Genomic DNA, 22,619 nt, shown 5'->3' with positions numbered 1-22,619 from the left:
GTCACCCCCCCATAGGGATCTCGGGGGAGCCCTTGGCGAAGAACGGGCCGACGACGGTGGCTTCGGTGGCGCCCGCGGTGGTCCCATGGTTGACGTTGATGGTTTGCACGGACGCGCCCAGGACGTCCGACAGCAGCACGAACTCCTGGCGGCGGTCAGTGGTGATGTGGCCGACCGCGGTGAGGAAGTCGATGGCGTGTTGCCATTCCGCTTCGGTCAGGCGGGCCTCCCGGATGAACGCGGGCAGGTGGCGCACCAGGGCCTGCATCAGCTCTTTGAGCCGCGGATCCTGGGTGTCCTGGAATGACGCGAGGACGGCTGGACCAGCTCCTCCTCGACCTGACGTTGCCGGTCCGGTGCCGCGGGAGTGGCGATGGCCATGGTGGCGTTGCCCCTGCCGTCGGCGTTGTCGTTCACGCGGTGGGTGCCTCCTCGGCGTCGTAGCCGTAGATCCAGCCGTTGCGCACCAGCGGATCGGATCCGGCCAGTGCGGCGTCGCGAGCCTGCTGCTCGGGCCCGTCGGGCAGATGGTTGATATCCCTGCGACCATGACTGATCTCCTGCAGGCGTGTGGTGCGTTCGATCCGCGCCGCCTCGTACCGCTTCAGAGCCCGCTCGGGGTCGTTCGCATACGCGGCCAGGCAGCGAGCCAGAACCGCGGCGTCCTCGATGGACTGGGCCGCGCCCTGGGCGAAGAAGGGGAACATGGGATGCGCGGCGTCCCCGAGCAAGGTGATCCTGCCCCGGCTCCAACGCCGGAGTGGCGCCCGGTCCAGCAGCGCCCAGCGCCCGGGTACACCGCCGGCGGTGATCAGATCCGTCACCCGCGGGTCCCAGTCGGCGAACTCGGCATGGAACTCCTCGATCGTGGCCGTCGTACTCCAGGACTCGTCGGTGTGATCCCCGGCCGGAGCGAACGCGACGAGATTGACGGCCTGCCCACCGGCGACCGGATAGTGCACGAAGTGCCGTCCGGGCCCGAGCCAGAGGGTCTGGGCGCGGCGCAGCGCGAAGTCGGGCGCGGCTCGGGCGGGCACGAGCATGCGGAAGGCGCAGATACCGGAATACGTCGGCGGTGAGGGCTCGGTCACCGAGTTGCGGACGACGGAGTGCACGCCGTCGGCGCCGATGACGATGTCCGCCTCGGCATGGCTGCCATCGGCGAAGCGCAGCAGCACGACGTCCTTGCGTGCGTCGACCGCCGTGCAGCGTGCGCCCAGGCGGATCCACTCGCTGGGCACAGCCGCCCTGAGGGAGTCCAGCAGGTCGGCCCGGTGCACGACGTAGGTGCGCTCGCCGTAGAGCCGCTCACAGACACCGTTCAGCTGCTCGACCGAGAGCACCCCACCGTCGGCCCAGCGGCGGAACTCCCAACCCCAGTCCAGCGGAACGGCCCGGCCGAGAAACTGGTCCATGGTGCCGAGGCGCCGCAGCAGCCGTACGGCATTGGGAGCCATCACGAGCCCGGCGCCGACCTCGGTGAGTGCGGGCGCCTGTTCGTAGACGGTGGCCGTCAACCCTGAGCGGCGCAGGAACGCACCGGCGGCCAGACCACCGATGCCACCCCCGACGATGGCAATGCGCGGACCCGGCACGGTGGCAGGCACTGATGGACTCCTCTGGCTCGTCCAGGGCAAATCAACTGGCCCCAGATCCTGTCTGGCGTTCGGCGGCGCCGGGAACGGCTGTGTTCATTGGATGGACACCGTTTTCCATGGCGTCGCTACGCTGAGTCGGGCAAGAAGTCGGGCAAGACGAGCGGTACCGCACAGCGAGGAGGCAGTACGGTATGCCCCGGACCAGCGAGCCCGGCAGGACGGTGGGCTCCCGCTTGCTGGAAGTACTGTTCGTGTTCCAGCCCGGGCACACTGCGCTCAGCCTCGCCGACCTGGTGCGTAAGACGGGCATGCCGCATGCCACTGTGCGGAGACTGGCCATGGAACTCACCGACTTCGGCGCGCTGGATCGTCGGCCGGACGGCAGATTCACGGTGGGACTGCGTCTGTGGCAACTCGGGACCCTGGCCCCGCTCACCGAATCACTGCGCACGCTGGCCCAGCCGTTCCTCGAGGATCTCTACACCGCGCTCCACCAGCACGTGCAAGTGGCGGTCCTGGAGGGCCAGCAAGCGGTGATCATCGAGAGACTGTCCGCACCGGAGGCACCCGAGCTCGTCTCCCAGGTCGGTGGGCGGCTTCCCCTGCACTGCACGGGTGTGGGCAAGGTGCTGCTCAGCCACGGAGGCACGGAGCTGATCGAGACCGTGCTGTCGGGCGAACTCCGGGAATACGCGCCGCGAAGCATCGTGGCGCCGGAGGTCCTGCGCAAGGAGATCGCCGACTGCCGTCGCACCGGGACGGCCACGGTGCGAGAAGAGCTGACTCCCGGTACGGATTCGGTGGCCATGCGCATCGTGAATGGCGAAGGCCGCGTCGTAGCGGCGCTGTCCGTGGTCGTGCGCACTGACTCGGTGAAGCACCAGGCGGTGCTTCCGTCGGTGATCGCGAGCGGTCTCGGCATATCCCGCCTCCTCGGCTGGCGCCCTGGCGTCAAGGTCCGCAACAGCTGATCACTTGCTCGTTGTTCATTGGATGGACAGCGGCGTTGTGCGGGCCGGACGGTCTTCGGATACTCGCCTGGCAGTGCGTGCGGCGGGCCGGCAGCCCACACGCTGCTCTACCAGGCCGGAGCCCGGCAGATCCCGGCATCCCTGTACGAGGCGGCGTCGATCGACGGCGCGGGTCGGCTCAAGCAGTTCTGGCACATCACCCTGCCCCAGCTGCGCTACACCATCGTCACGTCGTCGACGCTGATGGTCGTCGGCTCGCTCACCTACTTCGACCTCGTCTTCGTGCTCCCCGGCGGCGGCCCCGGCTATGCCACCCGCATCCTGCCGCTCGACATGTACATAACCGGCTTCCAGAGCAACGAGATGGGCCTCGCAGCGCCATCTCTGTGGTGCTCGTCCTGGCAGGACTTCTGCTCTCTCTCGCCATTCTCCGGTTCTCCGGCTTCAACCGGATGCGCAGCCAGCAGGCAGGAATATGATGTCCGCGGTCTCCCACGCCCCGTCCACCGACTCCTCGGCCCGCCCGACACCGACGACCGCGGGGGCACCCGGCCGCCTGGCTCGTCTGTGCGGCACCAACCCTCTCGGTGCCTTGGCGGCGTTCTCTGGCTGGTGGTCGTCCTCGTCCCTGGCTACTGGGTTGTCGTCACCAGCCTGCGCACCCGCGAGGGCTTGTTCTACTCCAACCCGCTCGCCCTGTCGACCAGTCCCACCCTGGAGAACTACCGCCTGGTCCTGGACAGCGCCTTCACCCACTACCTCCTCAACAGCACCCTGGTCACCGTCGGCGCGATGCTGCTGACCCTCGTGGTGTCGTTCCTGGCCGCCTACGCCTACGCCTACGCCTACGCCATCGTCTGCGGCGCCAGCCGGGCGCTGCGCTGGGCGTTCAGCGTCTTCCTGCTGGGACTCGCCATCCCACTCCAGGCCACGATCATCCCGGTGTACTACCTGATCGCCAAGGCGCAGATGTACGACACCCTGCCCGCGATCGTGCTCCCCTCGGCGGCGTTCGCGATCCCGCTCACGGTGATCATCCTGGTCAACTTCCTGCGTGACATCCCGGACGAGTTGTACGAGTCCATGCGCGCGGACGGCGCTGGCCACTGGCGGATGCTCTGGAGTCCGGCCGTGCCCCTGGCGCGCCCTGCCCTGATCACGGTCACGATCTACGACGCCCTGAACCTGTGGAACGGCTTCCTCTTCCCGCTGATCCTCACCCAGAGCCCCGACAAGCGGGTCCTGCCGTTGTTCGTGTGGCGCTTCCAGGGCGAGTTGACCATCAACATCCAGGCGATCCTGGCCGCGGTGGTCCTCTCCACGCTCCCGATCCTCGCCCTCTACATTCTCGGCCGCCGCCAGCTCATCAGCAGACTCACCGTCGGCTTCGGCGGGTGAGGGGCCTCTCCCCGGTGGTGCGTCTTGCGACCGGCCGGCGCCCCGCGTCGCTCACAACTCCCGGGCGAGCCGGCCGTCGATGTACTTCGTGGTGCGCTTACCGTTGCGCTGCAGTGCGAGGTCGTGACCGGCGTCGGGAATCACCTTCACGTCGATCCGAGGGTCGGCCGGGTAGGCGGCCGGCTCCGCGGCGACGGTCCTGTCGCGGTCGGCGGGGTCGATGAAGAAGGTGTCATGGTCGCGGTACATCGACGCCCTTGGAATAGCGGCCCGAGTCCCGCGCGGTCAGGAAGTCGCCGACTTCGCCCGCGGCGGCGGTCTGCTTCACCGCGTCGTCGGCCTCGACGGTCGCCAGGGTGGTGTGGAAAGACGGAACTGGCGGACGCCGGCGTGGTGGAGCGGGAAGCGCAGCAGGCCCTCCCGTGGCCGTCACCTACCGCCTCACCGAACACGCCCAGGGGCTTGGCCCGGCCATGGACGCCCTGAGAATGTGGGCCGGTGCCCCCGTGAACGAGGAGGGTCAGTTGCTGCCGCACACCGAGGCGGACGAGCCCGGCCACGGCGTGAGCACGGACTGCGACGCGTCCGCCTGACACTCCACCCGCGCCCTATCCCCGTGTGGCATCGGTTCCTGCGGCCTTGGACGTGAACCGGTGGCCGAACCCGGACTCGGCCGACTTGAGGTGATCACTCCTGTGGTGTGTTGGCGTGCTGCAGGGTGGTGAGCCATTGGGTGACGACGGTGTCGATGAAGGTGTCGGTGACCTGGCCACGGTCGAGGAAGAGGCGGGCGAGGACGGGTCCGTAGAGCAGGGTGAATTCGTCTTCGCTGATCTGGATGCCGGACGGCTCCAGGAGTCTGTTGAAGCCGGAGTGGCGGTCTTCGCTGATGTGGACGAGTGCGCGGGCGCTGTCGGGGTCGTGGTCGGCCTGGGCGGCGACTGCCAGAGCCGCGGTGCGGACGACCGGCACGCTGACTCCGGCGCGCAGGCTTTTGAGCCAGGCGGTGGCCACGTCACCTACGTCGTTGCCCGGTTCGGGGTAGGTGCCGAGGTCGGGGCCTTCGAGGATGAGGTCGAAGAGGAGTGCGGCCCGGGTGGGCCAGTGCCGGTAGAGGGTCTGGCGGGTGACGTCGGCCTGCTCGGCCAGCAGCGCGTAGGTCAGCCCGGCCGGTCCGACCTGGGGCAGCAGGTCTCGCGCGACGGCCAGCACGCGGTTGCGGGTGCGCTGCACGCGCGGGTTGCTCTGGGTCGGCTGACGGCGGTGGAGGGGCTGCTTCATACCGCCACCCTACCTTCACATCATACATTGCGCGTGATTAGCATCACAGTATGAATCATACGCAACGTGTGATACACATGAAGAGTAATCACACGCACTGGATGATTCGTGCGGGTCGGTATACCTGCGAAAGGTGAATGGTCATGTCATCTCGGAATCCGGTCGAAGCGAAGTACGCCCGTACTCGCCTGGGCTCCGGCCCCGGCCTGCTCCTCGCCCACGGCGCCGGCAGCAGCCTGGCCGGCACCTACGGCCCCGTCCTGGAAGCACTCGCCGCCCGCCACACCGTCGTCGGCATCGACTACCCCGGCAGCGGCGACACCCCCCGCTCCACCACCCCGCTGTCCCTCGACGACCTCGCCGACCAGCTCATCGCCGCCGCCGACGCCGAAGGCCTCGACCGCTTCGCCGTCTCCGGCTACTCCCTCGGCGGCCCCGTCGCCATCCGCACCGCCACCCGCCACCCCCAGCGCGTCACCGCACTCGTCCTGACCGCCGCCTTCCCGCACCGCGACAACCGCCTCGCACTCGCCTCCTCGGTCTGGAGCAAGATCGCCGCATCCGGCGACCGCGAACTGCTCGCCGAATTCCAGCTCATGATGGCCCTCGGCACCCAGGCACTGGAATCCATGCCCGCCGAACAACTGCGCCAGACCCTCGACCACGTCGCCGCCGGCACCGCCGACGGCAGCTCCGAACAGACCGACCTCGTCGGCCAACTCGACGTCCGCGACGACCTCACCGCCATCACCGCCCCCACCCTGGTCATCTCGACCACCGACGACCGCCTCGTCTCCACCGCCCTGCACCGCCACCTCGCCGAAACCATCCCCCACGCCCAACTCGCCGACATCGCCACCGGCCACCTCCCCATGCTCGAACGAACCGACGAATGGCTGCACCTCACCACCAACTTCCTCCACAAACACAACACCTGACAGCACACGCCCGAGGGCACACCACGAACGGGCCGCACAAGCAACAACGGCGCAGCCCCTCGGTCCGCCCCCGATGGCCCGCTGCGGCTCATCCGCGCCTCCGGCTCGCCGCTTCAGGCACGGGAAAGGCTAAGGCGCCTTCATGGGTATCAAGCATTTGTCAGTTAGCAAGCTCCTGAATTATCATGTCGTTGTGACTAGGCCCCTTGCTCTGCTAACAGGTGCTTCCTCCGGCATCGGCGCCGCGTACGCCCGCCTTCTTGCAGACGACTTGGACCTCGTCCTGGTGGCCCGCCGCGCGGACCGGCTGGAGGATCTGGCCAACGAACTCCGTAAGGCCGGTGCCGCCGTTGAGGTCCTTCCCGCCGACCTGGCCACCCGCGAGGGCATTGCCGCGGTGACGGAACGCTTGAGTGCCGGGGACGTTCGCCATCTGATCAGCAACGCAGGTGTCGGCGGCTATGCCCCGCTCATCGATGTCGACCCGGCCGAGATCGACGACCTGCTCACCCTCAACGTTGAGGCGCATGTCCAACTCGTCCGTGCCGCACTCCCCGGCATGCGCGCAGCCGACGACGGCACGATCGTCACCGTCGCCTCGCTGCTCGCCTTCAGCGCCGGACAGGCCGGCCGACGCCCGCCCCGCCGCACCCTGTACGCCGCGGCGAAGGCGGCCCTCGTGGCCTTCACTCGCACCCTGGGCCATGAACTTGCGGACACCGGGATCCGCACCCAGGTGGTCTGCCCCGGACCGGTGGCCACAGAGTTCCACCAGGGCATTGGACAGACCGTCCCTGTCGTCATGACCGCCGAGGACGTCGCGCGAGCCAGCTTCGTAGGGCTCCGTCTGGGCGAGACGATCTGCGTTCCGGGCCTGGAGGACCAGCCCGCGGCACTCGACGCGCTGCTCGCCGCCGAAAGCGCCGTACTGTCCGGCGGCCGCCGTTCGGACCTCGCCTCCCGCTACCAGTAGCCGCTGCTGCGGTGAGCCGACGTTCCGTGGACGTCGGAGCCAACCAACGAAACGGAGATCGACATGGGCAGGTTCAACGTGCAGGAAGTCGCGTACCTGAGCGAACACATCCTTGGGCGGCTCGCCACGACGGGTACGTCCGGCAAACCGCACGTGGTGCCCATCCGGTACCACTTCGATCCGGAGCGCGAGGTCATCAAGATCGGGGGACGCGTCCTGGAAGGGCGCGGACAGGAGCGGCTCTACATCCGTCACCTCACGATCAACCCGCAGGCGGCGTTGGTGGTCGACGACGTGGCGGACGGGCAGACCTGGCAGCCGCGCGGGATCCTGATCAAGGGAGCGGCGGTCCTGCACACGGAGGGCGGCGAAGTGCTCGGGCCGGGCTTCGGTCCCAACTGGGTCGAGGTGGTACCCGACTTCGTCACGTCCTGGAGCATCGACAGCCCTGCGTGACAGTCCACTGTTTGCGGCGGGCACGGCTGCTCAGCACCGTGCCGGACGACGCGAGCGGCTGCGACTGTGCCGGAATGAGTCCCTCGGAACCGAGTTGGTGACATGAGTGAAGTAGTAGTGGCGAGTGAGTACGGAAATCCCGAGGTGCTGTCGGTGATGGATGTCGCCGTCCCGGACCCCGGGCCGGGCCAGGTGCGCATCGCGGTCCTCGCCGCCGGGGTGAACCCCTTCGACCACAAGATGTACGACGGCACCTTCGGGACCGATCCGGCGAAACTGCCGATGCGGCTCGGCGCCGAGGCGGCGGGTGTGGTGACCGCGGTGGGCGCTCACGCGACCGGCCCCGCAGGTCCGGTCGAGGTCGGCGACGAGGTGATCGCCTATCGTGCGCCCGGCGCGTACGCCGCCGAAATCGTCGTCCCGGCCTCGGCGGTGGTGCCGAAGCCCGCGGCGCTGTCCTGGGAGCAGGCCGGCGGCCTGATGGTCGTCGGCGTCACCGCCGCACACGTTCTCGATGCGATCGGTCTGGGCAAGGACGAGTCGGTGCTGATCCATGGTGCCGCCGGAGGAGTCGGCCTGATGGCCGTGCAGCTGGCGGTGGCGAGCGGCGCCACCGTCGTGGGAACGGCAAGCCCCGGCAAGCACGACATGCTGCGCGAGCTGGGGGCGATTCCGATCGCGTACGGGCCCGGTCTGGCCGACCGGGTACGCGCGGCAGCGCCGGAGGGCGTCCACGCGGCGGCCGACCTGGTGGGCACCGACGAGGCGGTTGACGTCTCCGTGGAACTCGTGGCGGACCGTTCCCGCATCGCCACCATCGCGGGGTTCGCGCGCGGGGCCCAGGCCGGCATCAAGCTGCTCGGCGGCGGGCCCGGCGCGGATCCGGGCACGGAGGTCCGGGACGCCGCCCGACTGCGGCTCACCGAGGCCGCGGAGGCAGGGCGGCTGAACGTCCTGATCGCCGGCAGCTACCCGCTTCACGAAGCCGCTGCCGCCCATCGCCAGGTCATGACCGGTCGCACCAGCGGGAAAATCGTCCTGGTGCCCTGACTCGACCGGACCGTGCCTTCGGCCGACGACCTCACGGACGCCGAAGCTACGGTCGGCAGACCGAGATGACTGTGTCCCCCCGCCACAGGCGGGGGGACACAGTCATGTCTACGCCATACAGCCATCTCGCAGGCTTCCGGGATGCCCGGCACCGTCGTGCCGCCGCTCTTTCGGCAAGAACTCTTCATTGACGTCAGGCCGGTTCAGCTGGCTGTCTACACTCAGTTGAGACGAGCTGAACACATCAGAGGAGCCCGGGATGCCGCGTAACCGCCAACAGATCCCCCGTGAAGAGCGGACAGGTGATCTGCTGGCCGCGGCCACCGAGCTTTTTCTCGCCAAGGGGTACGACAAGACCACGATGGCGGACATCAGTGCCGCCGCCGGGGTGGCCAGGGGTAACGTGTACTGGTACTTCGACTCGAAGGACGACATCTTCGCCGCGGTGATGGACCGGATGCTCAGCCGCGAGATCCGTACCCTCAGTGCGGAGCAGGCGGGCGCCGACCCACTGAGCCGGCTGGTGCGAGGGCTGTCCGACATGCGCTATTCCCGGCCGCTGCACCAGGCCATGCACGACCGGCTTCCGCATTCCGAGGCGGTTCGGGCCGCCCACAACACCTTCCTGGGCTGGATCGTCGGACTGGTCGACGAGGTCATGGCCGAGCACGGCCTCGACGGCGACCCCGACATCGATGCCACGCTCCTCCGCGATACCGTGGTCACCGTGTTCGAAGGCGCGCACGTGCCCAACGACCGGAACAGACCGGCACACGAGATGCTCCGCTTCCTGATGGAGTCCGTCCTGGCTGGGCGTTCACCGGTCAAGAGGGCGTGACCGCTGACCGTTGATCGCGGCGGGCCGGAGTTGGCGAGTGGTCAGAGTTGGCGAGTGGCGACTCCCGCCGACACCGCCCGCGTCTCCATGACCGAACCCGCGGCCGGATTCCCGGCCTCCGCCCCGCGCAGCCGGTCGAGCACAGCACCGGGGTCGGCCGGGGCCTGCTCGCCCCGCCACCCGACATGCCCGTCGGGGCGGACCAGCACCAGCGGCCTCTCGTAGAGTCTCGCCGCGGCCGGATCGGCGAGGCGCAGCACCGTCAGCGGCACGCCACGATGGTGCGCGGCCTCCACCAGCGCGGACGGGTCCGCCGACCCCGAGACCACGACCACGAACCCGCGGCCGAAGTGGTCGAGCATCGAGCTGCCGTCGGGCAGCCATGCGTGCGGTGCCCGGCAACCGGGCCAGGTCGACGGGACGTAGTCGTCCGGCTCGTCGGGCGGCTCCGGAGTACCGTCCGGCACGCAGATCGGGGAGCCGCCGTAGCGGTATCCGAGCTGGATACCCGTGCAGCGGAACTCCTTTCCCCTCGACCGGCGGATCATCTCGCCCATCTCACCGCGGACCTGGTCGCCTTCCGCGTCCGCGCGGCCGAGTGCGGCGTCGGGTGCGAGCTCGGAGTCGGACCGCCAGTTGCTCGACGCCTCCGTGACGTTGCGGACGGCGATCGGCCGCCGCTCCGACTCGTAGCTGTCGAGCAGTGCGGGGCCCGCCCAGCCCTGAAGGACCGCGGCGAGCTTCCAGCCGAGGTCGACGGCGTCGCCGATCCCGGTGTTGGCACCGAAGCCTCCCTTGGGCCACAGCAGATGCGCCGAGTCACCCGCGAGGAACACCCGCCCCGCGCGGTAGCTTCGGGCCACGACGCAGTGCCCGCTCCAGGGCTGGGCGGCGAGTATCTCCACGTCGATGGGCGCACCTACGGCTTCCTGCACCCAGGCGACCGCGTCCCCGGGCTCCGGCTCTTGCTCCAGGTAGACCGAGAGTCGCCACTCGTCCACGCCGTTGACCACCGTGATGTACGGCCTGCGCGCCGACGACAGTGTGTGGATCTGCACCGCCGTGCCGCCCAACCGCTCCCGGAGCAGGGCCGGCAGTTGAGGCGCACGGAAGTGCACCGCGAAGTTCTGGCCCTGCGCGAACATGCCCTCGAAGTCGATGTCCAGTGCGCGCCGGACGCCGCTGCGGCCGCCGTCACAGGCCACGAGGTACGCGCCGGCCAGTGTCTCGGACGCGCCGCTCTCCAGGTCACGCACCACGGCGAGGACGCCGTCGGAGTCCTGCTCGAACGTCTCCAGGCGTGTGGCGAACCTGATCTCCACCGAGGGAAGGCCTCGCGCCGTCCGTTCGAGCAACGGCAGGAACGAGAACTTGGACAGGAACGCGGGACCCTCCGGCGTCAGGGGGCCGTACACGCCGGGAGACCGGTTCGTGACACCGTAATCGAATTCGGCGAGTACGTGTCCCGTCACTGACGTGGCGAACACCGTGCGGTGCGGATAGTCCGTGGGCGGTGCCGACTCCGCGCGCGCCTCCTCCGCGCAGCCCCAGCGCCGAAGGTGTTCCATGGTGCGGGAGAAGATCGCCTCGCCCGCCGGGAAGGGCACGCGGCCGTCGCCTTGGTCGATCACCGTCACCGGCACACCGCGCCACCCCAGCTCGATCGCGAGCGAGAGGCCCACGGGGCCCGCCCCGACGACCAGGACACGCCGGGATTCGGCTCTTTCGTTGCGGTCAGACACAGGGGACCTGCCTTCCTGAACACGGGTTGGATCAATCGCGACCCAAACTCTTGAACCGGAGTCAGGTTCGCATGCCCAGGCGTCCTTTTGGAAGAGCGAGATGGATCAGGCATCTTTCGGCAAGGTGGGTGCGGTGCTACGCTTGACCCTGGTTCAAGAGATAGGGGAACGTTGTGGTGTCTCCGGCGGATCGAAGCGATGCTGCGGGCCACTGTCGGGCCCTGGTCGTCAGGTACCACCGCGACATCGACAGTGGCCGGGCCACCGCCGGGATCGGCGCGTTCGCCGACGACGCCCAGTTCGAGGCACATGGCCGGGTCTTCCGCGGACGGGACGAGATACTCGGCTTCCTCAAGGCGCGAGAGGCCGACACCGGACGGCAGACCGTCCATGTGCTCGCCAACGAGGTCGTCAGCGGGCAGGGCGACGATGACGACGGAAGTGGCCAAAAGCGGGTCGAGCTGCAGGCCATGGTTCTGCTGCACGTCCGGAAACCCGACGGCGTCTATGTCTTGGACCGCGTCCTCAACACCGTTCACCGGTTCCGCCACGCCGGCGGGGAGTGGCGGATCACGCACCGCACCTCGAGGCCGCTGCACCCCACCGTCTGACGGGCAAGGAGTCCCTCACGATGACGACCACCCCCCAGAGCACGGCCGCCCCCGCGGCCACCGAGACCCAAGCCGTCGCGCTGCAGATAGCCGAGCTCGTGCTCAAGACCGGCCGCTACGACGACATGGCCGCCTTCTACACTCACGTACTGGGACACGGCCCGTTCTACGAGCGGACCCCCGATCCCGACGCCCCACCGCGTCCCGCGGGGATGCCCGAGCGAGCGGTCGATGTCCGACTGGGCTTCTTCCGTGTGCATGACGCCCCGCACAGCAGTCAGGTTCTCGCGCTGTTCGGCATCGACAGCCTGATCGGGACCGATGCCTCCGGGCCGGGTCTGCATCATTTCCAGTTCGGTGTCGGCTCGCTCGGTGAACTGGTCACCCAGTTCGAGCACATGGCGTCCATCGGCGCGCGCCCACACCGTGCCGCCAACCACGGCCAGGCCACCAGCTTCTATTACCGCGACCCGGACAGGAACATCGTCGAGTTCTCCTGCGCCAACTTCGCCACCACGGAGGAGGAGGTGGCCTTCATGTCCGGCCCCGTCTTCGCGGCGAACCCCTCCGGCCTGGAGCTCAACGCCGAGCGCTTCGTCGCCCGCTACCGAGCGGGTGACCCCAAGGACGAGCTGTTGCGCCTGGACAACCAGGCGGTGGCCCTGTGACCAGGCTCGTCAGCACGGCCAAGGGGATCGGCAGGCTGGAGGACGACGGTGAGACCGTCGCCCTCCTCGACCTCGACGCGACCGACATCGGTGCGGCCCTGCAGTCCGGCCTCGACATCGCGTCCATCGCCACGGCCACGGTCCGCGACCGGGTCCCCATGACCCAGGCCCAGCTCGTGGCGCCCGTCCTCCGGCCCTCGAAGATCTGGGCGGTGGGTTACGCCTACGCCGGACACCGCACCGAGGTGGGGTACGCCGGCACGGCGGAGGACCCGGTCATCTTCCTGAAGGCCCCGTCCTCGGTGATCGGTCCGGGAGAGCGGATCCGCTTCCCGAAGGCCGCCCCGGACGAGGTCGACTACGAAGGCGAACTCGCGGTCGTCATCGGCAGGCGCGCTACCGGCGTGCCGGAGGCGGACGCGTACTCGTTCGTCGCCGGCTTCACGATCTGCAACGACGTCAGCGCGCGCGATGTCCAGAAGGGACGGGTACCCGGCCGGGCCGCCAACGTCACCGCGGCCAAGAGCTTCGACACCTTCACCCCCATGGGCCCCGCCCTGGCCACGCTCGACGAGTTCGCCGATCCTGATGACCTGCACCTGCGCACCTGGGTCGCAGGCGAGCTCCGCCAGGACGCGCGTACCTCCCAGCTCATTCACCCGGTTCCCGCGCTGGTCTCGTACCTGTCGCGGCAGACGACCCTCGAACCCGGCGACGTGATCGCCACCGGCACTCCGGCCGGGGTGGGGCACAAACGAGGCCTGTTCCTGCGGTCCGGGGACGAGGTCCGGATCGAGATCGAGGGCATCGGCACGCTTGTGAACACCTGCGCCTGACGCGCGGAGGCCATCTTGAGGATGCCGGAGTTGTGGCGTCCTGGAGGTCGGGAAAAGTCAATTCTGGCGGCCGTCGCATGTGCGAGGGCCCAGTGGTAGGAGGCAATTCAGGTGAGCAGCGATCCCAACAGCAGTTTCGGCGGCGGAAACCCGTGGGACCACGTTCAACCGTGGGACGAGGAAATTTTCGGGAAGGAGGTCCACGACGGCAGCCTGCAGAACAAGTGGGGGACCGCCGTGTCGATCGCCGGCGGGCTGCCCTACATCTGGAGGGAACTGGCCCGGCCGATCTCCGAAATCGTCTATGGCCTCCTCGAACTCCGCGCCGGAGACAAGGTCCTGCTCATCGGCGAGGGCATCGCCCCCGCGGGGTGGGTGGAAGACATGCGGGAGATCGTGGGACCGGACGGCGTCGTGGATGAGGTGGAGATCATCCACGAGGGGCGCAAGGCGGTCCTGGGCAAGCTCCCCGGGCGGAACGGTCAGACCGGCTGCTGGCGCTGGGACTACGCCGACTCGAAGGCCGACGAGCAGTACGACTGCGTCGCGGTGCTCCAGGCGACCCAGCACTGCGACGACTGGGAGGAGACGGCCAGGAACCTGCTGCGCGTGATGAAGCCGGGGCGGCGCATCGTGCTGGCCGAGTCGGTCCTGAAGGGGCCGACGTTCACCGCGCGCATCAACTCCGACGTCCATCTCCGGCAATGGTTCGACAAACTGTTTCAGCAGGTCCCGGTGGAAGACATTCCCTACTGGTCCGGCGAAGAGGTCCGCGACGCATTCGGGGACACCGTCGACAGCCCACAGCTGATGGAATGGCGCGGCATCGAGATGTTCTGGGGACGAAAGAAGTAACACCGCCGACAGCACCGAAACCGTTTCGAAAAGACCCCGATCCTGCCGAGTTCCGGGCAGCGGGATCGGCTGACAACCTGAGCCGCATTAAGCGACGCCACCCCGAATGAGGAGGTTGCCGTGAGTGTCAACGAGGACATCATGGTCATGGCATCGGACCAGCCGCTGCAGAGCGTCGTCCGCGACGAGCACCTGCTGCTGTCGCCGCCGCATCCGTCCAAGGTGCCCATGAAACTGTGGGACGAGCAGCCGCCACTGACCGTGGTGCACTACCCGCAGGAGTACCAGGCAGAGGCGTTCGCCCCGCCGCGCGGTGTGTACGAGAACGACGAGCTCCGCGTCGAGTGGCAGAAGATGGACGGTCGGCAGCCCTTCTATCACCGCAACTGCGACGTGGACGAGCTCTCCTACCAGATCGCCGGCGAGCGCACCCTGATGACCGAACTCGGCGTGGTCGAGCACCGGCCCGGCGAGTTCTCCCGCATCCCGCGGGGCGTGGCCCACGACAACTACGGCCGCGCCGCAAGCCACCTGCTGTTCTACATCCCCGCCCCGGTCGCCGAGCTGGTACCGGCCCAGCGCGAGTCCCAGGCGGTGTTCCCGCCGTTTCCCGGCTGGCAGCCCGCCCCGGCCAACGAAGCCGTCAGCTGGAACCTGGGCATACCCGGTCGCGACATCACCCTCTTCGGGATCGACGAACAGCAGCTGCTCGAACATGTTCACAACGACGACCGTCGGCTGCAGGTACTGCGCCCCGACCGTTCCCAGGACACCACCTGGCTGTACGGCACCGACCGCGTCCGCATCGGCCTCGTCAACACCGTGCCCGGCGGTGAACGCCGCTACCGCCGCACCCTCGACGCCGACGAGATCCAGTACCAGGCCAACGGCCACCGCACCCTGATCACCCAGCACGGCGTCCTCGACCTCAAGCCCGGCGACTTCGTGCGCATCCCGCTCGGGATCTCGTACGCCAGTGTCGCGACCGAGGCGGGTGACTATGTCAGCCTGCTCTCACGCAGCGAGGTTCCGCAGGTCGCCAAGACCTCCCGTACCGCCGACCAGTACTCGCCCGAACGGCTCGCGGCCCTCACCACGGAGGTCCACTCGTGACCACGATGCTTGCCCTGCGCGCCCATCGTGACGCCAGCACCCTGGTCCTGGAGGACATCCCCGTTCCCGAGCCCGGTCCGATGGACGTCGTCGTGCGGGTCGCATCCGCCGGCCTGGCCCCGGGGATCATGCGCCTGCTCAAAATGGGCGCGTTCAAGCATCTGCCGACCACCCTCGGCTTCGAGGCCGCCGGCACCATCGCCGCCGTCGGCAGCGACGCCAGCGGCGTCCGCATCGGTGACCGGGTCAGGGCGCACACCTTCCTGAACTGCCGTACCTGCATCTACTGCCGTACCGACCGCGACATGATGTGCCCGCAGCAGTCCATGATGGGCTACGCCGCCTTCAACGACTCCTCGATGCCCCTCTATGACGAGTACCACAACGGCGTGCTCGCCGAATACGTACGCATCCCGTACTGGCTGGTCGACCCGCTTCCGGAATCCGTCGGCTTCGACGTCGCCGCCAAGGTTCTCACCATGGGCAACGCGGTGCGCGCGCTCAAGTGGGCCGAGCTGCCGATGGGATCCACGATCGTGGTCACCGCCGCGACCGGGGCCATGGGCACCGCGACGGTCAAGCTCGCGAAGCACTTCGGTGTCGCCGACCTCATCCTCGTCGGCCGCCACAGAGACCGGCTCAAGGCCGTCGCCGGGCTGTCCGGTGGCATCCCGACCAGCGTCGTCGCCCTGGACGAACTCCCTGACGACTGGGCGACCACGGGCGCGCTAGCCGGCCGGCTGCGCGAACTGGCACCCGGCGGAGCACACGCGGTCCTTGACTACGTCCCCGACGGGCCGGTCACCGGCCAGGCCATGGCCGGGGTCGCGACCGGCGGCGCACTGGTGCACATGGGAGGCAACATGACGCCGCTGCAGCAGTCACCGATGGCACTCATGATGAACATGTGGCGGTTCGTCGGGACCCGCGCCTGTACCCGCAACGATGCGCTGGAAGTCCTGCGCCTGCTGGAGACCGGCGCCCTCACCGCTGACGAGCTCATCACCCATCGGTTCCCGCTCAGCGATGCGATGAGGGCCGTCGACGCTGTCCAACGCCGCGACGAACCCATGTGGATGCCCGTGATCAATCCCTGACCCTGGGCACGAGTCCGTCATCGTGTTCCGCCGAGCCATAGAGGATCCAGCGAGAGGAAACCGGAAAGTGTCCGAAACGGAAGCCGTACGCAGCGAAGAGCCGCCCCTGCTCGCGGTGATCGGGGCGGGCGGCCTCTGTGGCAGGTACCTGTTGGATGCGGCGCGGCGGTCTCCGTTCCGGGTCCGTGCGGTGGTGCACGGGCCGGCGGGCCGTGCACGGGTGGCGGCTCTGGGTGCCGACGAGATCGTCGAGGCCGATCTCGCGGAGCCCGACTCCGTCCGCCGGGCGGTGAAGGACGCCGACTCCGTGTTCATGATTCCGCCGGCGTTCCACCCGGAGGAGGACGTCTTCGCGATCAGGGCGCTGGAGGCGGCCGAGCGTGCGGGCGCGCGCCGGTTCGTGTACCTGTCCGTCCTCCACCCGCACACCCCCGGGCTCCGTCACCACCTGCGCAAGGCCAACGCCGAGGCCGCCGTGCGGGGTACGGACCTGGAATGGACGATCCTCCAGCCCTCGATGTTCGCCCAGATCGTCCTGTCGACGTGGGGGAGGGCTCCCGCCGGGCAGGTCGACGTGCCGTTCGACGTCAGTCACCGGTTCTCCTTCATCGACCTGCGTGAGCTCGCCGAGGTCGGCGTCAAGGTGCTGTCCGAGCAGGGCCACGCCTCGGCGACCTACGAACTGGCGGGACCCACCACCACGCCGGCCGAGGCCCTGCGCATTGCGGGACGTGCACGAGGCGTGCAGCTCGAGGCGCGGACGGTCGACTGGGCAAAGGCGCCGCTCCCGCCAGGAGTGGCGGACGATCCGTCCCGGGGCCCCGACATGCGTGCCATGTGGCAGGACTACGACCGGCACGGCCTGCACGGCAACAGCAACGTTCTGCGGATGCTGCTCGGCCGCGAACCCGCGTCCTTCGCGGAAGCGGCCGCTGCGTTCGACGTCCCCTGAGACCCCGCATCGTGCCCAGGATCACCCGCATGCCGTCACGGCCCGCCAGAAGAACCGGCGGGCCGTCATGACGGCAGTCAAGCGCTCGCGGAGCTGACGGGCCGTAGGCCGTGGAGGACGGTGTCGACGATCTGTTCGGCCAGTCCGTCCGGGAGGTCGGGGTCGTGGCGTATGAACGCGCGGGTGAGCAGGGGGCCGACGAACATTTCGACAGCCAGCTCCAGGTCGACGTCCGTACGGAGTTCCCCGTTCGTCCGGCCTCGGCGGAGGACCTTCAAGCCGAGGTCGCGCCGGGGAGTGATCACGCCGGAATGGTAGGCGGCCCATAGTTTCGGGCTGCTCCTCATCTGGGCGTGCGCATTGTGCAGGATCGCCGACAAGACGCTGACCAGGCTGCGTTGGCGCATCGACTCCAGCAGTACGACCAGGTCGTCGCGCATCGAGGTGCCGGGGAGCTCGGGCTCCGCGGGCTCGGCGGCCCACATGACGTCGACGAACAGATCCTCCTTGTCGCTCCAGCGCCGGTAGATGGCGGCCTTGCCGACACCGGCGGAGCGAGCGATGCGTTCGATGGAGACATCAGCCAGCGGAACGCCGTCCTCCAGGAGCTGCATCACTCCCTCCAGAATGGCCTGTTCCACGGCTTCGCTGCGGGGACGACCGCGGGTGGATCCGTACGACGGCGGACGGCCCTCGGCACTGCTCATGGCATCCCGGTCCTTTCGCTCGCGGTGCGCCGATGTACGTCGCTCGGGCCGCGTCGGGACTGCGTCTGCAGAGCGGCGCTCACCTGTGCCTGGTGACCTGTGTCCCGGGTTTCTCTGCTGTCCGGGGCTAGTTGAACGATCGACTGTCGACGGCAAGGGCGTCCGGGTTCAGTTCCTCGACCAATCGGTGGAGCAGCCGGTGAATGGAGTCCTTGTCGTCCGGGGAGAGCGGCGAGGTCGTCTCCGATTCGATCCGACGGGCGATCGACGCCGCACGAGCGGCCGTCGCGTGTCCCTGTAGCGGAACTGCATAGGAGCAAAGGGTCGCGTGAGTGTAAAGATGCTTGATGCATAAACGCTTGCTTGTTAGTCATCAGGAGGTTAATGCTAGACCTGTGCTCCGGACCCTGTCCCTGACCACCGACGGCTCTTCGCCCGGCGGTGCCGCCTGCGCCCAGCCCTTGACCGCCGCGCCTGACGGCCTGCCCCATCCGGCTGTCGGTCTTACCGCCCGGTGGCAACCAGTCTTCCCGTCGGTACGAGGGAACAGCAGTCGGCCTGAGTAACGGGCGCGCCTTCGCGGAACGGCACGGCCATGTGTGAGCCCCCGACGATCACCCGCCGCCCCATCGACCCGCACCCCATTGAGGGAGAGTGGACATGCCCGCCGAACATCCCGTCCAAGCCCAGACTCCTCCCGTCGAGTCCCCATCCGCGCCCACCCGGCGTACCTTCATCGCCACGACCACGGCTGTAGGCGGAGCCGCGGTGGTCGGCGACCTGGTCGCAGGGTCGCCCGCGCTCGCCGCCGAGGAGGCGGGCGCCGTCGAGGCGCCACCTGGCAGCCGTGTCTCCTTGACGGTCAACGGTGTCCGGCGCACCCTCACGGTCGACAACCGCACCTCGCTCCTCGACCTGCTGCGTGAGCATCTCGACCTGACCGGTTCGAAGAAGGGCTGCAACGCCGGGGCCTGCGGCGCCTGCACGGTCCTGGTCGACGGACGCCGGGTCAACTCCTGTCTGACGCTGGCGGTGCGTCTGGAAGGCGCCGAGGTCACCACGATCGAGGGCCTGGCAAAGGGCGATTGGCTCCACCCGCTGCAGCAGGCGTTCATCGACCAGGACGCCTTCCAGTGCGGCTTCTGCACGCCGGGGCAGATCGTGTCCGGTGTCGGGTGCATCCAGGAGGGTCACACCCGTTCGCCGGAGGAGATCCGGGAGTGGATGAGCGGCAACCTCTGCCGCTGCGGCTGCTACGTGAAGATCGAGCGCGCGGTCGAGCAGGCCGCCGGCCGGAAGGGCTGAACCCCATGTATCCCTTCACCTACACCAAGGCCGCGGACACGCGTGAGGCCCTCGACGCCGGTCGGCGCGGCGGTCGCTACATCGCCGGCGGTACCACGCTCGTCGACCTCATGCGGGAGACCGTCGAACACCCCGACACGCTCGTCGACATCAGCGCGCTGCCGCTGCGCGAGGTCACCGTCACCGAGCGCGGCGGCTTGCGCATCGGCGCGCTGGTGACCATGTCCGAGGCGGCCGCCCACCCCAAGGTGCGCTCGTTGTACCCCGTCATCTCGCAGGCGCTGGAGCTGAGCGCGTCCGCCCAGTTGCGGAACATGGCCACCATCGGCGGCAACATCATGCAGCGCACCCGCTGTACGTACTTCCGTGACGTGAGCGCCGACTGCAACAAGCGCGACGCCGGCTCGGGCTGTGCGGCACGGGAGGGCTTCAACCGCACCCACGCGATCCTCGGCACCTCCGACGACTGCGTGGCCACCCACCCCTCCGACGTCGCCGTGGCCTTCGCAGCACTGGAAGCGAGCGTGCACCTGCTGGGCCCGGACGGGGAACGCCGTGTCGCCTTCGCCGACTTCCTGCTGCGGCCGGGCAGCACCCCGCAGCGCGAACAGGCCCTCCGGCAGGGCGAGTTGATCACGACGGTCGAGATCCCGGCCCTTCCGCGCCCTCTGAAGTCCGGCTACTTGAAGGTGCGCGACCGGCAGTCGTACGAGTTCGCGCTCACGTCGGCCGCGGTCGCCCTGCACGTGCGCGGTGGCGTGATCCAGGAGGCGAGGGTGGCCGCCGGGGGAGTGGGCACCGTGCCGTGGAAGCTGCCCGCCGTCGAGTTGCATCTCGTGGGTGAGCGTCCCTCGGAGTCGTTGTGGGCGGCCGCCGCGCAGCAAGCGGCCGTCGGGGCCCACCCCCTTGCGCACAACGGCTTCAAGGCCGAGCTGCTCAAACGCACCGTCGAGCGCCAGCTGAGCACCGTAGGAGGTACCAAATGAGCCCGCAGCCGCAGGCAGCCGTCGGTGCGGCGGAGCCCCGGGTCGACGCACGGCTGAGGGTGACCGGCAAAGCAAAGTACGCCGCCGACAACAACCCCGACGGGGTCGTGCACGCGGTTCTCGTCGAGAGCAGTGTCGGCCGGGGCCGTGTCACCGGCATCGATGCCCGCGCCGCCGAAGCCGAAACCGGCGTCCTGAAGGTGATCAGTCACCTCAACGCGCCCAAGCTGCCGCCCGTCCAAGGGGGATTCCCGCCGGGGCAGCGGCTGCGCGCCTTCCAGGACGACCGGGTCCGGTTCTTCGGTCAGCCGGTCGCGGTCGTGGTGGCGACCACGCTGGAGAGCGCACAGCACGCCGCGAGCCTGGTGCGGGTCTCCTACGATGCCGAGTCCGTCTCGACCGACATCGGCGTCGCCGAACCCGCCGACGACCCCGAGACCTATGCACGCGGCGACGCCGACGCAGCCCTGGAATCCGCCCCGGTCCGGCTGGACCTGACGTACCGGATGGCCCGCAACCACCACAACCCGATGGAGCCGCACGCCACCGTCGCCCGCTGGGACGGTGACCGGCTGACCGTGTGGGAGAAGACCCAGAACGTGGTGGGCGCCGTGCGCACCCTGGCTGGTGAGTTTGGCATCCCGCCCGGCAACGTCCGCGTCATCTCGCCGTTCGTCGGCGGGGCCTTCGGCAGCGCCGCCCGTACCTACGTGCACGCCGTCACCGCGGCCCTGGCCGCCCGCGAAGTGAAACGCCCCGTGAAACTCGTCCTCACACGCAGGCAGTTGTACTTCGGCGTGGGATTCCGGCCCGCATACGAGTACGAACTGAGCCTCGGCGGCAACCGGCAGGGCCGCCTGACCGCGTCGGCCCACGACATCCGCACCGAGAGCTCCCGCTACGAACGGCACAGCGAACACGTCCTGGAACCCGGCCGGATGCTCTACAGCACGCCCAACGTCCGTCAGGCCTACCGCCACGTCCCGCTGGACGTGAGCACCCCGTGGTTCATGCGCGGCCCCGGCTACGCCAGCGGCGCCTTCCCCGTCGAGTCGGCGATGGACGAACTCGCCCACGAACTGGGCCTGGACCCGATCGAGCTGCGGCTGCGCAACGAACCCGCCGACGACGAGTCCACCAATCTGCCCTTCTCCACCCGTCGCCTGCGTGACTGCTACCGCGCGGGCGCCCGCGCGTTCGGCTGGCACCGGCGCGACCCCAAGCCCCGCTCGGTGCGTGACGGCGACTGGCTCATCGGTATGGGGATGGCCGCCGGTGTCTACGACACCCAGCGCAGTGCGGCACAGGCCTCGGTCAGGCTCGACGCCGACGGCACCGCCCTGGTGCAGTCCGCGACCAGCGACATGGGCCCCGGCACCGCCACGTCCATGACCCAGGTCGCCGCCGACGCCCTCGGCCTGACCATGCGTCAGGTGGCGTTCCGGCTCGGCGACTCCCTCATGCCGCCGGCCCCCGTACATGCCGGCTCGCAGACCATGGCCAGCGTCGGCTCCGCCGTCCAGGACGGCTGCGACAAGCTGCGGGGGCAGGCCATCACACTTGCGGTCAACGACGCCGGATCACCCCTGCACGGAGCCGACGCCGCAGACATCGTCGTACGAGGCGGCCGGCTGTTTGTGAAGGACGAGCCCACCCGCGGGGAGACGTACCAGCGCCTCTTGGCCCGCAACAACCGCACCCGCCTCGAAGCGATGGGCTCGTACGCCGGGGCGCCGGAATCGGAGAAGTTCTCCTTCTACGCCTACGCCGCGACCTTCGCCGAAGTGGCCGTCGACGCCCGTCTCGGCCTGGTACGGGTCCGGCGGATGGTCGGCGTGTACGACGCTGCCCGGATCATCAACCCGAGGCTCGCCGACAGCCAGGCCATCGGGGCCATGGTCGGCGGTATCGGTCATGCCCTCCTGGAGCACACGGTCACCGACCACCGCGACGGCAGGATCGTCAACGCCAACCTCGCCGACTACCTCGTGCCGACACACGCAGACATGCCCGACATGAAAGCCATCTACATCGAGGGTGAGGACTACGAAGCCGACCCGATCGGCGTCAAGGGACTCGGTGAGATCGTCATCGTCGGAGTGGCACCCGCCATCGCCAACGCGGTCTTCAACGCCACAGGCCGCCGCATCCGCGAACTGCCCATCACCGCCGAAGCACTGCTCTGAGCCCCCGGGTGGCCGGTGCACTCACCCGGCCACTCGGGCTCCCAAGCGTCCGGCGGCT

At 69.0% G+C, this 22,619-nt stretch carries 25 protein-coding genes; 18 read left to right on the top strand and 7 right to left on the bottom strand.

Annotated features, from left to right (window positions below):
* Nucleotide 1: 1 nt before the first annotated feature.
* From JEQ17_RS50800 to JEQ17_RS00490, 3 genes are read right to left on the bottom strand one after another with little or no spacing between them, the layout of a single operon-like run.
* Complete coding sequence (locus JEQ17_RS50800; RefSeq protein ID WP_407700026.1) at nt 2-268, bottom strand: dioxygenase; 267 nt, start codon at nt 266-268, stop codon at nt 2-4.
* The gene (locus tag JEQ17_RS50795; RefSeq protein ID WP_407700025.1) at nt 268-417 is read right to left on the bottom strand and encodes a hypothetical protein; all 150 of its coding nucleotides are present in this window, start codon (nt 415-417) and stop codon (nt 268-270) included. Before JEQ17_RS50795 ends, JEQ17_RS50800 begins: the two co-directional genes overlap by 1 nt.
* Nucleotides 414-1,607 (bottom strand): FAD-dependent monooxygenase, encoded by a 1,194-nt coding sequence (locus JEQ17_RS00490; RefSeq protein ID WP_200393294.1) that lies wholly within the window; start codon nt 1,605-1,607, stop codon nt 414-416. Before JEQ17_RS00490 ends, JEQ17_RS50795 begins: the two co-directional genes overlap by 4 nt.
* A 182-nt stretch (nt 1,608-1,789) precedes the next feature.
* Between JEQ17_RS00490 and JEQ17_RS00485 the strand changes: the two genes are divergently transcribed.
* Together JEQ17_RS00485 and JEQ17_RS00475 are read left to right on the top strand one after the other, a co-directional pair.
* A complete protein-coding gene (locus tag JEQ17_RS00485) occupies nt 1,790-2,569 on the top strand; it encodes an IclR family transcriptional regulator (RefSeq protein WP_200393293.1) in 780 nt (259 codons plus the stop codon).
* A gap of 18 nt (nt 2,570-2,587) precedes the next feature.
* Nucleotides 2,588-3,967 carry an ABC transporter permease gene (locus tag JEQ17_RS00475; protein WP_234047966.1) on the top strand — a complete coding sequence of 460 codons (1,380 nt, stop codon included), beginning with the start codon at nt 2,588-2,590 and terminating at the stop codon, nt 3,965-3,967.
* A 51-nt stretch (nt 3,968-4,018) separates the two neighbouring features.
* On the opposite strand, the gene JEQ17_RS00470 is transcribed toward JEQ17_RS00475, so the two are convergent.
* A complete protein-coding gene (locus JEQ17_RS00470; protein ID WP_200393292.1) occupies nt 4,019-4,216 on the bottom strand; it encodes a hypothetical protein in 198 nt (65 codons plus the stop codon).
* Nucleotides 4,217-4,389: 173 nt separating this feature from the next.
* Between JEQ17_RS00470 and JEQ17_RS00465 the strand changes: the two genes are divergently transcribed.
* Nucleotides 4,390-4,560 (top strand): hypothetical protein, encoded by a 171-nt coding sequence (locus JEQ17_RS00465; protein ID WP_200393291.1) that lies wholly within the window; start codon nt 4,390-4,392, stop codon nt 4,558-4,560.
* A gap of 94 nt (nt 4,561-4,654) precedes the next feature.
* Here JEQ17_RS00465 and JEQ17_RS00460 read toward each other — a convergent pair whose 3' ends face one another.
* Nucleotides 4,655-5,248 carry a TetR/AcrR family transcriptional regulator gene (locus tag JEQ17_RS00460; RefSeq protein ID WP_200393290.1) on the bottom strand — a complete coding sequence of 198 codons (594 nt, stop codon included), beginning with the start codon at nt 5,246-5,248 and terminating at the stop codon, nt 4,655-4,657.
* A 143-nt stretch (nt 5,249-5,391) separates the two neighbouring features.
* On the opposite strand from JEQ17_RS00460, the gene JEQ17_RS00455 reads away from it, so the two are divergent.
* From JEQ17_RS00455 to JEQ17_RS00435, 5 genes are all read left to right on the top strand, one after another.
* Entirely contained in the window at nt 5,392-6,186 is a 795-nt protein-coding gene (locus JEQ17_RS00455) for an alpha/beta fold hydrolase (protein ID WP_200393289.1), read from the top strand.
* 193 nt (nt 6,187-6,379) lie between these two features.
* The gene (locus JEQ17_RS00450; protein ID WP_200393288.1) at nt 6,380-7,159 is read left to right on the top strand and encodes an SDR family NAD(P)-dependent oxidoreductase; all 780 of its coding nucleotides are present in this window, start codon (nt 6,380-6,382) and stop codon (nt 7,157-7,159) included.
* Between the two features lie 63 nt (nt 7,160-7,222).
* A complete protein-coding gene (locus JEQ17_RS00445; RefSeq protein ID WP_200393287.1) occupies nt 7,223-7,615 on the top strand; it encodes a pyridoxamine 5'-phosphate oxidase family protein in 393 nt (130 codons plus the stop codon).
* Between the two features lie 117 nt (nt 7,616-7,732).
* Complete coding sequence (locus JEQ17_RS00440; protein ID WP_200401220.1) at nt 7,733-8,665, top strand: quinone oxidoreductase family protein; 933 nt, start codon at nt 7,733-7,735, stop codon at nt 8,663-8,665.
* Nucleotides 8,666-8,924: 259 nt separating this feature from the next.
* Complete coding sequence (locus JEQ17_RS00435; RefSeq protein WP_200393286.1) at nt 8,925-9,503, top strand: TetR/AcrR family transcriptional regulator; 579 nt, start codon at nt 8,925-8,927, stop codon at nt 9,501-9,503.
* A 41-nt stretch (nt 9,504-9,544) separates the two neighbouring features.
* Here the strand turns inward: JEQ17_RS00435 and JEQ17_RS00430 are convergent, their stop codons facing one another.
* Nucleotides 9,545-11,245: an FAD-dependent monooxygenase gene (locus tag JEQ17_RS00430; protein ID WP_200393284.1), complete on the bottom strand. Its 1,701-nt coding sequence runs from the start codon at nt 11,243-11,245 to the stop codon at nt 9,545-9,547.
* Nucleotides 11,246-11,421: 176 nt separating this feature from the next.
* On the opposite strand from JEQ17_RS00430, the gene JEQ17_RS00425 reads away from it, so the two are divergent.
* From JEQ17_RS00425 to JEQ17_RS00395, 7 genes are all read left to right on the top strand, one after another.
* On the top strand, nt 11,422-11,856 hold the full coding sequence (locus JEQ17_RS00425; protein WP_200393282.1) for a nuclear transport factor 2 family protein: 435 nt from the start codon (nt 11,422-11,424) through the stop codon (nt 11,854-11,856).
* 20 nt (nt 11,857-11,876) lie between these two features.
* The gene (locus JEQ17_RS00420) at nt 11,877-12,524 is read left to right on the top strand and encodes a VOC family protein (RefSeq protein WP_200393281.1); all 648 of its coding nucleotides are present in this window, start codon (nt 11,877-11,879) and stop codon (nt 12,522-12,524) included.
* Nucleotides 12,521-13,360: a fumarylacetoacetate hydrolase family protein gene (locus JEQ17_RS00415; RefSeq protein ID WP_200393280.1), complete on the top strand. Its 840-nt coding sequence runs from the start codon at nt 12,521-12,523 to the stop codon at nt 13,358-13,360. The genes JEQ17_RS00420 and JEQ17_RS00415 overlap by 4 nt, the downstream gene beginning before the upstream one ends.
* A gap of 111 nt (nt 13,361-13,471) precedes the next feature.
* Nucleotides 13,472-14,215: a methyltransferase domain-containing protein gene (locus tag JEQ17_RS00410; protein WP_200393279.1), complete on the top strand. Its 744-nt coding sequence runs from the start codon at nt 13,472-13,474 to the stop codon at nt 14,213-14,215.
* A 120-nt stretch (nt 14,216-14,335) separates the two neighbouring features.
* A complete protein-coding gene (locus JEQ17_RS00405) occupies nt 14,336-15,328 on the top strand; it encodes a cupin domain-containing protein (RefSeq protein ID WP_234047965.1) in 993 nt (330 codons plus the stop codon).
* 5 nt (nt 15,329-15,333) lie between these two features.
* Entirely contained in the window at nt 15,334-16,425 is a 1,092-nt protein-coding gene (locus JEQ17_RS00400) for an alcohol dehydrogenase catalytic domain-containing protein (RefSeq protein WP_234048670.1), read from the top strand.
* Between the two features lie 67 nt (nt 16,426-16,492).
* Nucleotides 16,493-17,377 carry an SDR family oxidoreductase gene (locus JEQ17_RS00395; protein WP_200393277.1) on the top strand — a complete coding sequence of 295 codons (885 nt, stop codon included), beginning with the start codon at nt 16,493-16,495 and terminating at the stop codon, nt 17,375-17,377.
* 77 nt (nt 17,378-17,454) lie between these two features.
* Here the strand turns inward: JEQ17_RS00395 and JEQ17_RS00390 are convergent, their stop codons facing one another.
* Nucleotides 17,455-18,084 (bottom strand): TetR/AcrR family transcriptional regulator, encoded by a 630-nt coding sequence (locus tag JEQ17_RS00390; protein ID WP_200393276.1) that lies wholly within the window; start codon nt 18,082-18,084, stop codon nt 17,455-17,457.
* Between the two features lie 660 nt (nt 18,085-18,744).
* On the opposite strand from JEQ17_RS00390, the gene JEQ17_RS00385 reads away from it, so the two are divergent.
* Genes JEQ17_RS00385 through JEQ17_RS00375 form a run of 3 tightly spaced genes read left to right on the top strand, consistent with a single transcriptional unit; the run spans nt 18,745 to nt 22,561 of the window.
* Nucleotides 18,745-19,389: a (2Fe-2S)-binding protein gene (locus tag JEQ17_RS00385; protein WP_200393275.1), complete on the top strand. Its 645-nt coding sequence runs from the start codon at nt 18,745-18,747 to the stop codon at nt 19,387-19,389.
* 5 nt (nt 19,390-19,394) lie between these two features.
* Nucleotides 19,395-20,375 carry an FAD binding domain-containing protein gene (locus JEQ17_RS00380; protein WP_200393274.1) on the top strand — a complete coding sequence of 327 codons (981 nt, stop codon included), beginning with the start codon at nt 19,395-19,397 and terminating at the stop codon, nt 20,373-20,375.
* Nucleotides 20,372-22,561, top strand: a complete 2,190-nt coding sequence (locus JEQ17_RS00375) for a xanthine dehydrogenase family protein molybdopterin-binding subunit (protein WP_200393272.1) — start codon at nt 20,372-20,374, stop codon at nt 22,559-22,561. Before JEQ17_RS00380 ends, JEQ17_RS00375 begins: the two co-directional genes overlap by 4 nt.
* Nucleotides 22,562-22,619 lie beyond the last annotated feature (58 nt).

Source organism: Streptomyces liliifuscus, from assembly GCF_016598615.1.
Lineage (GTDB): Bacteria > Actinomycetota > Actinomycetes > Streptomycetales > Streptomycetaceae > Streptomyces > Streptomyces liliifuscus.
Note: the sequence above shows the minus strand (reverse complement) of the source record. Positions and strands in the feature narration are given on the sequence as shown.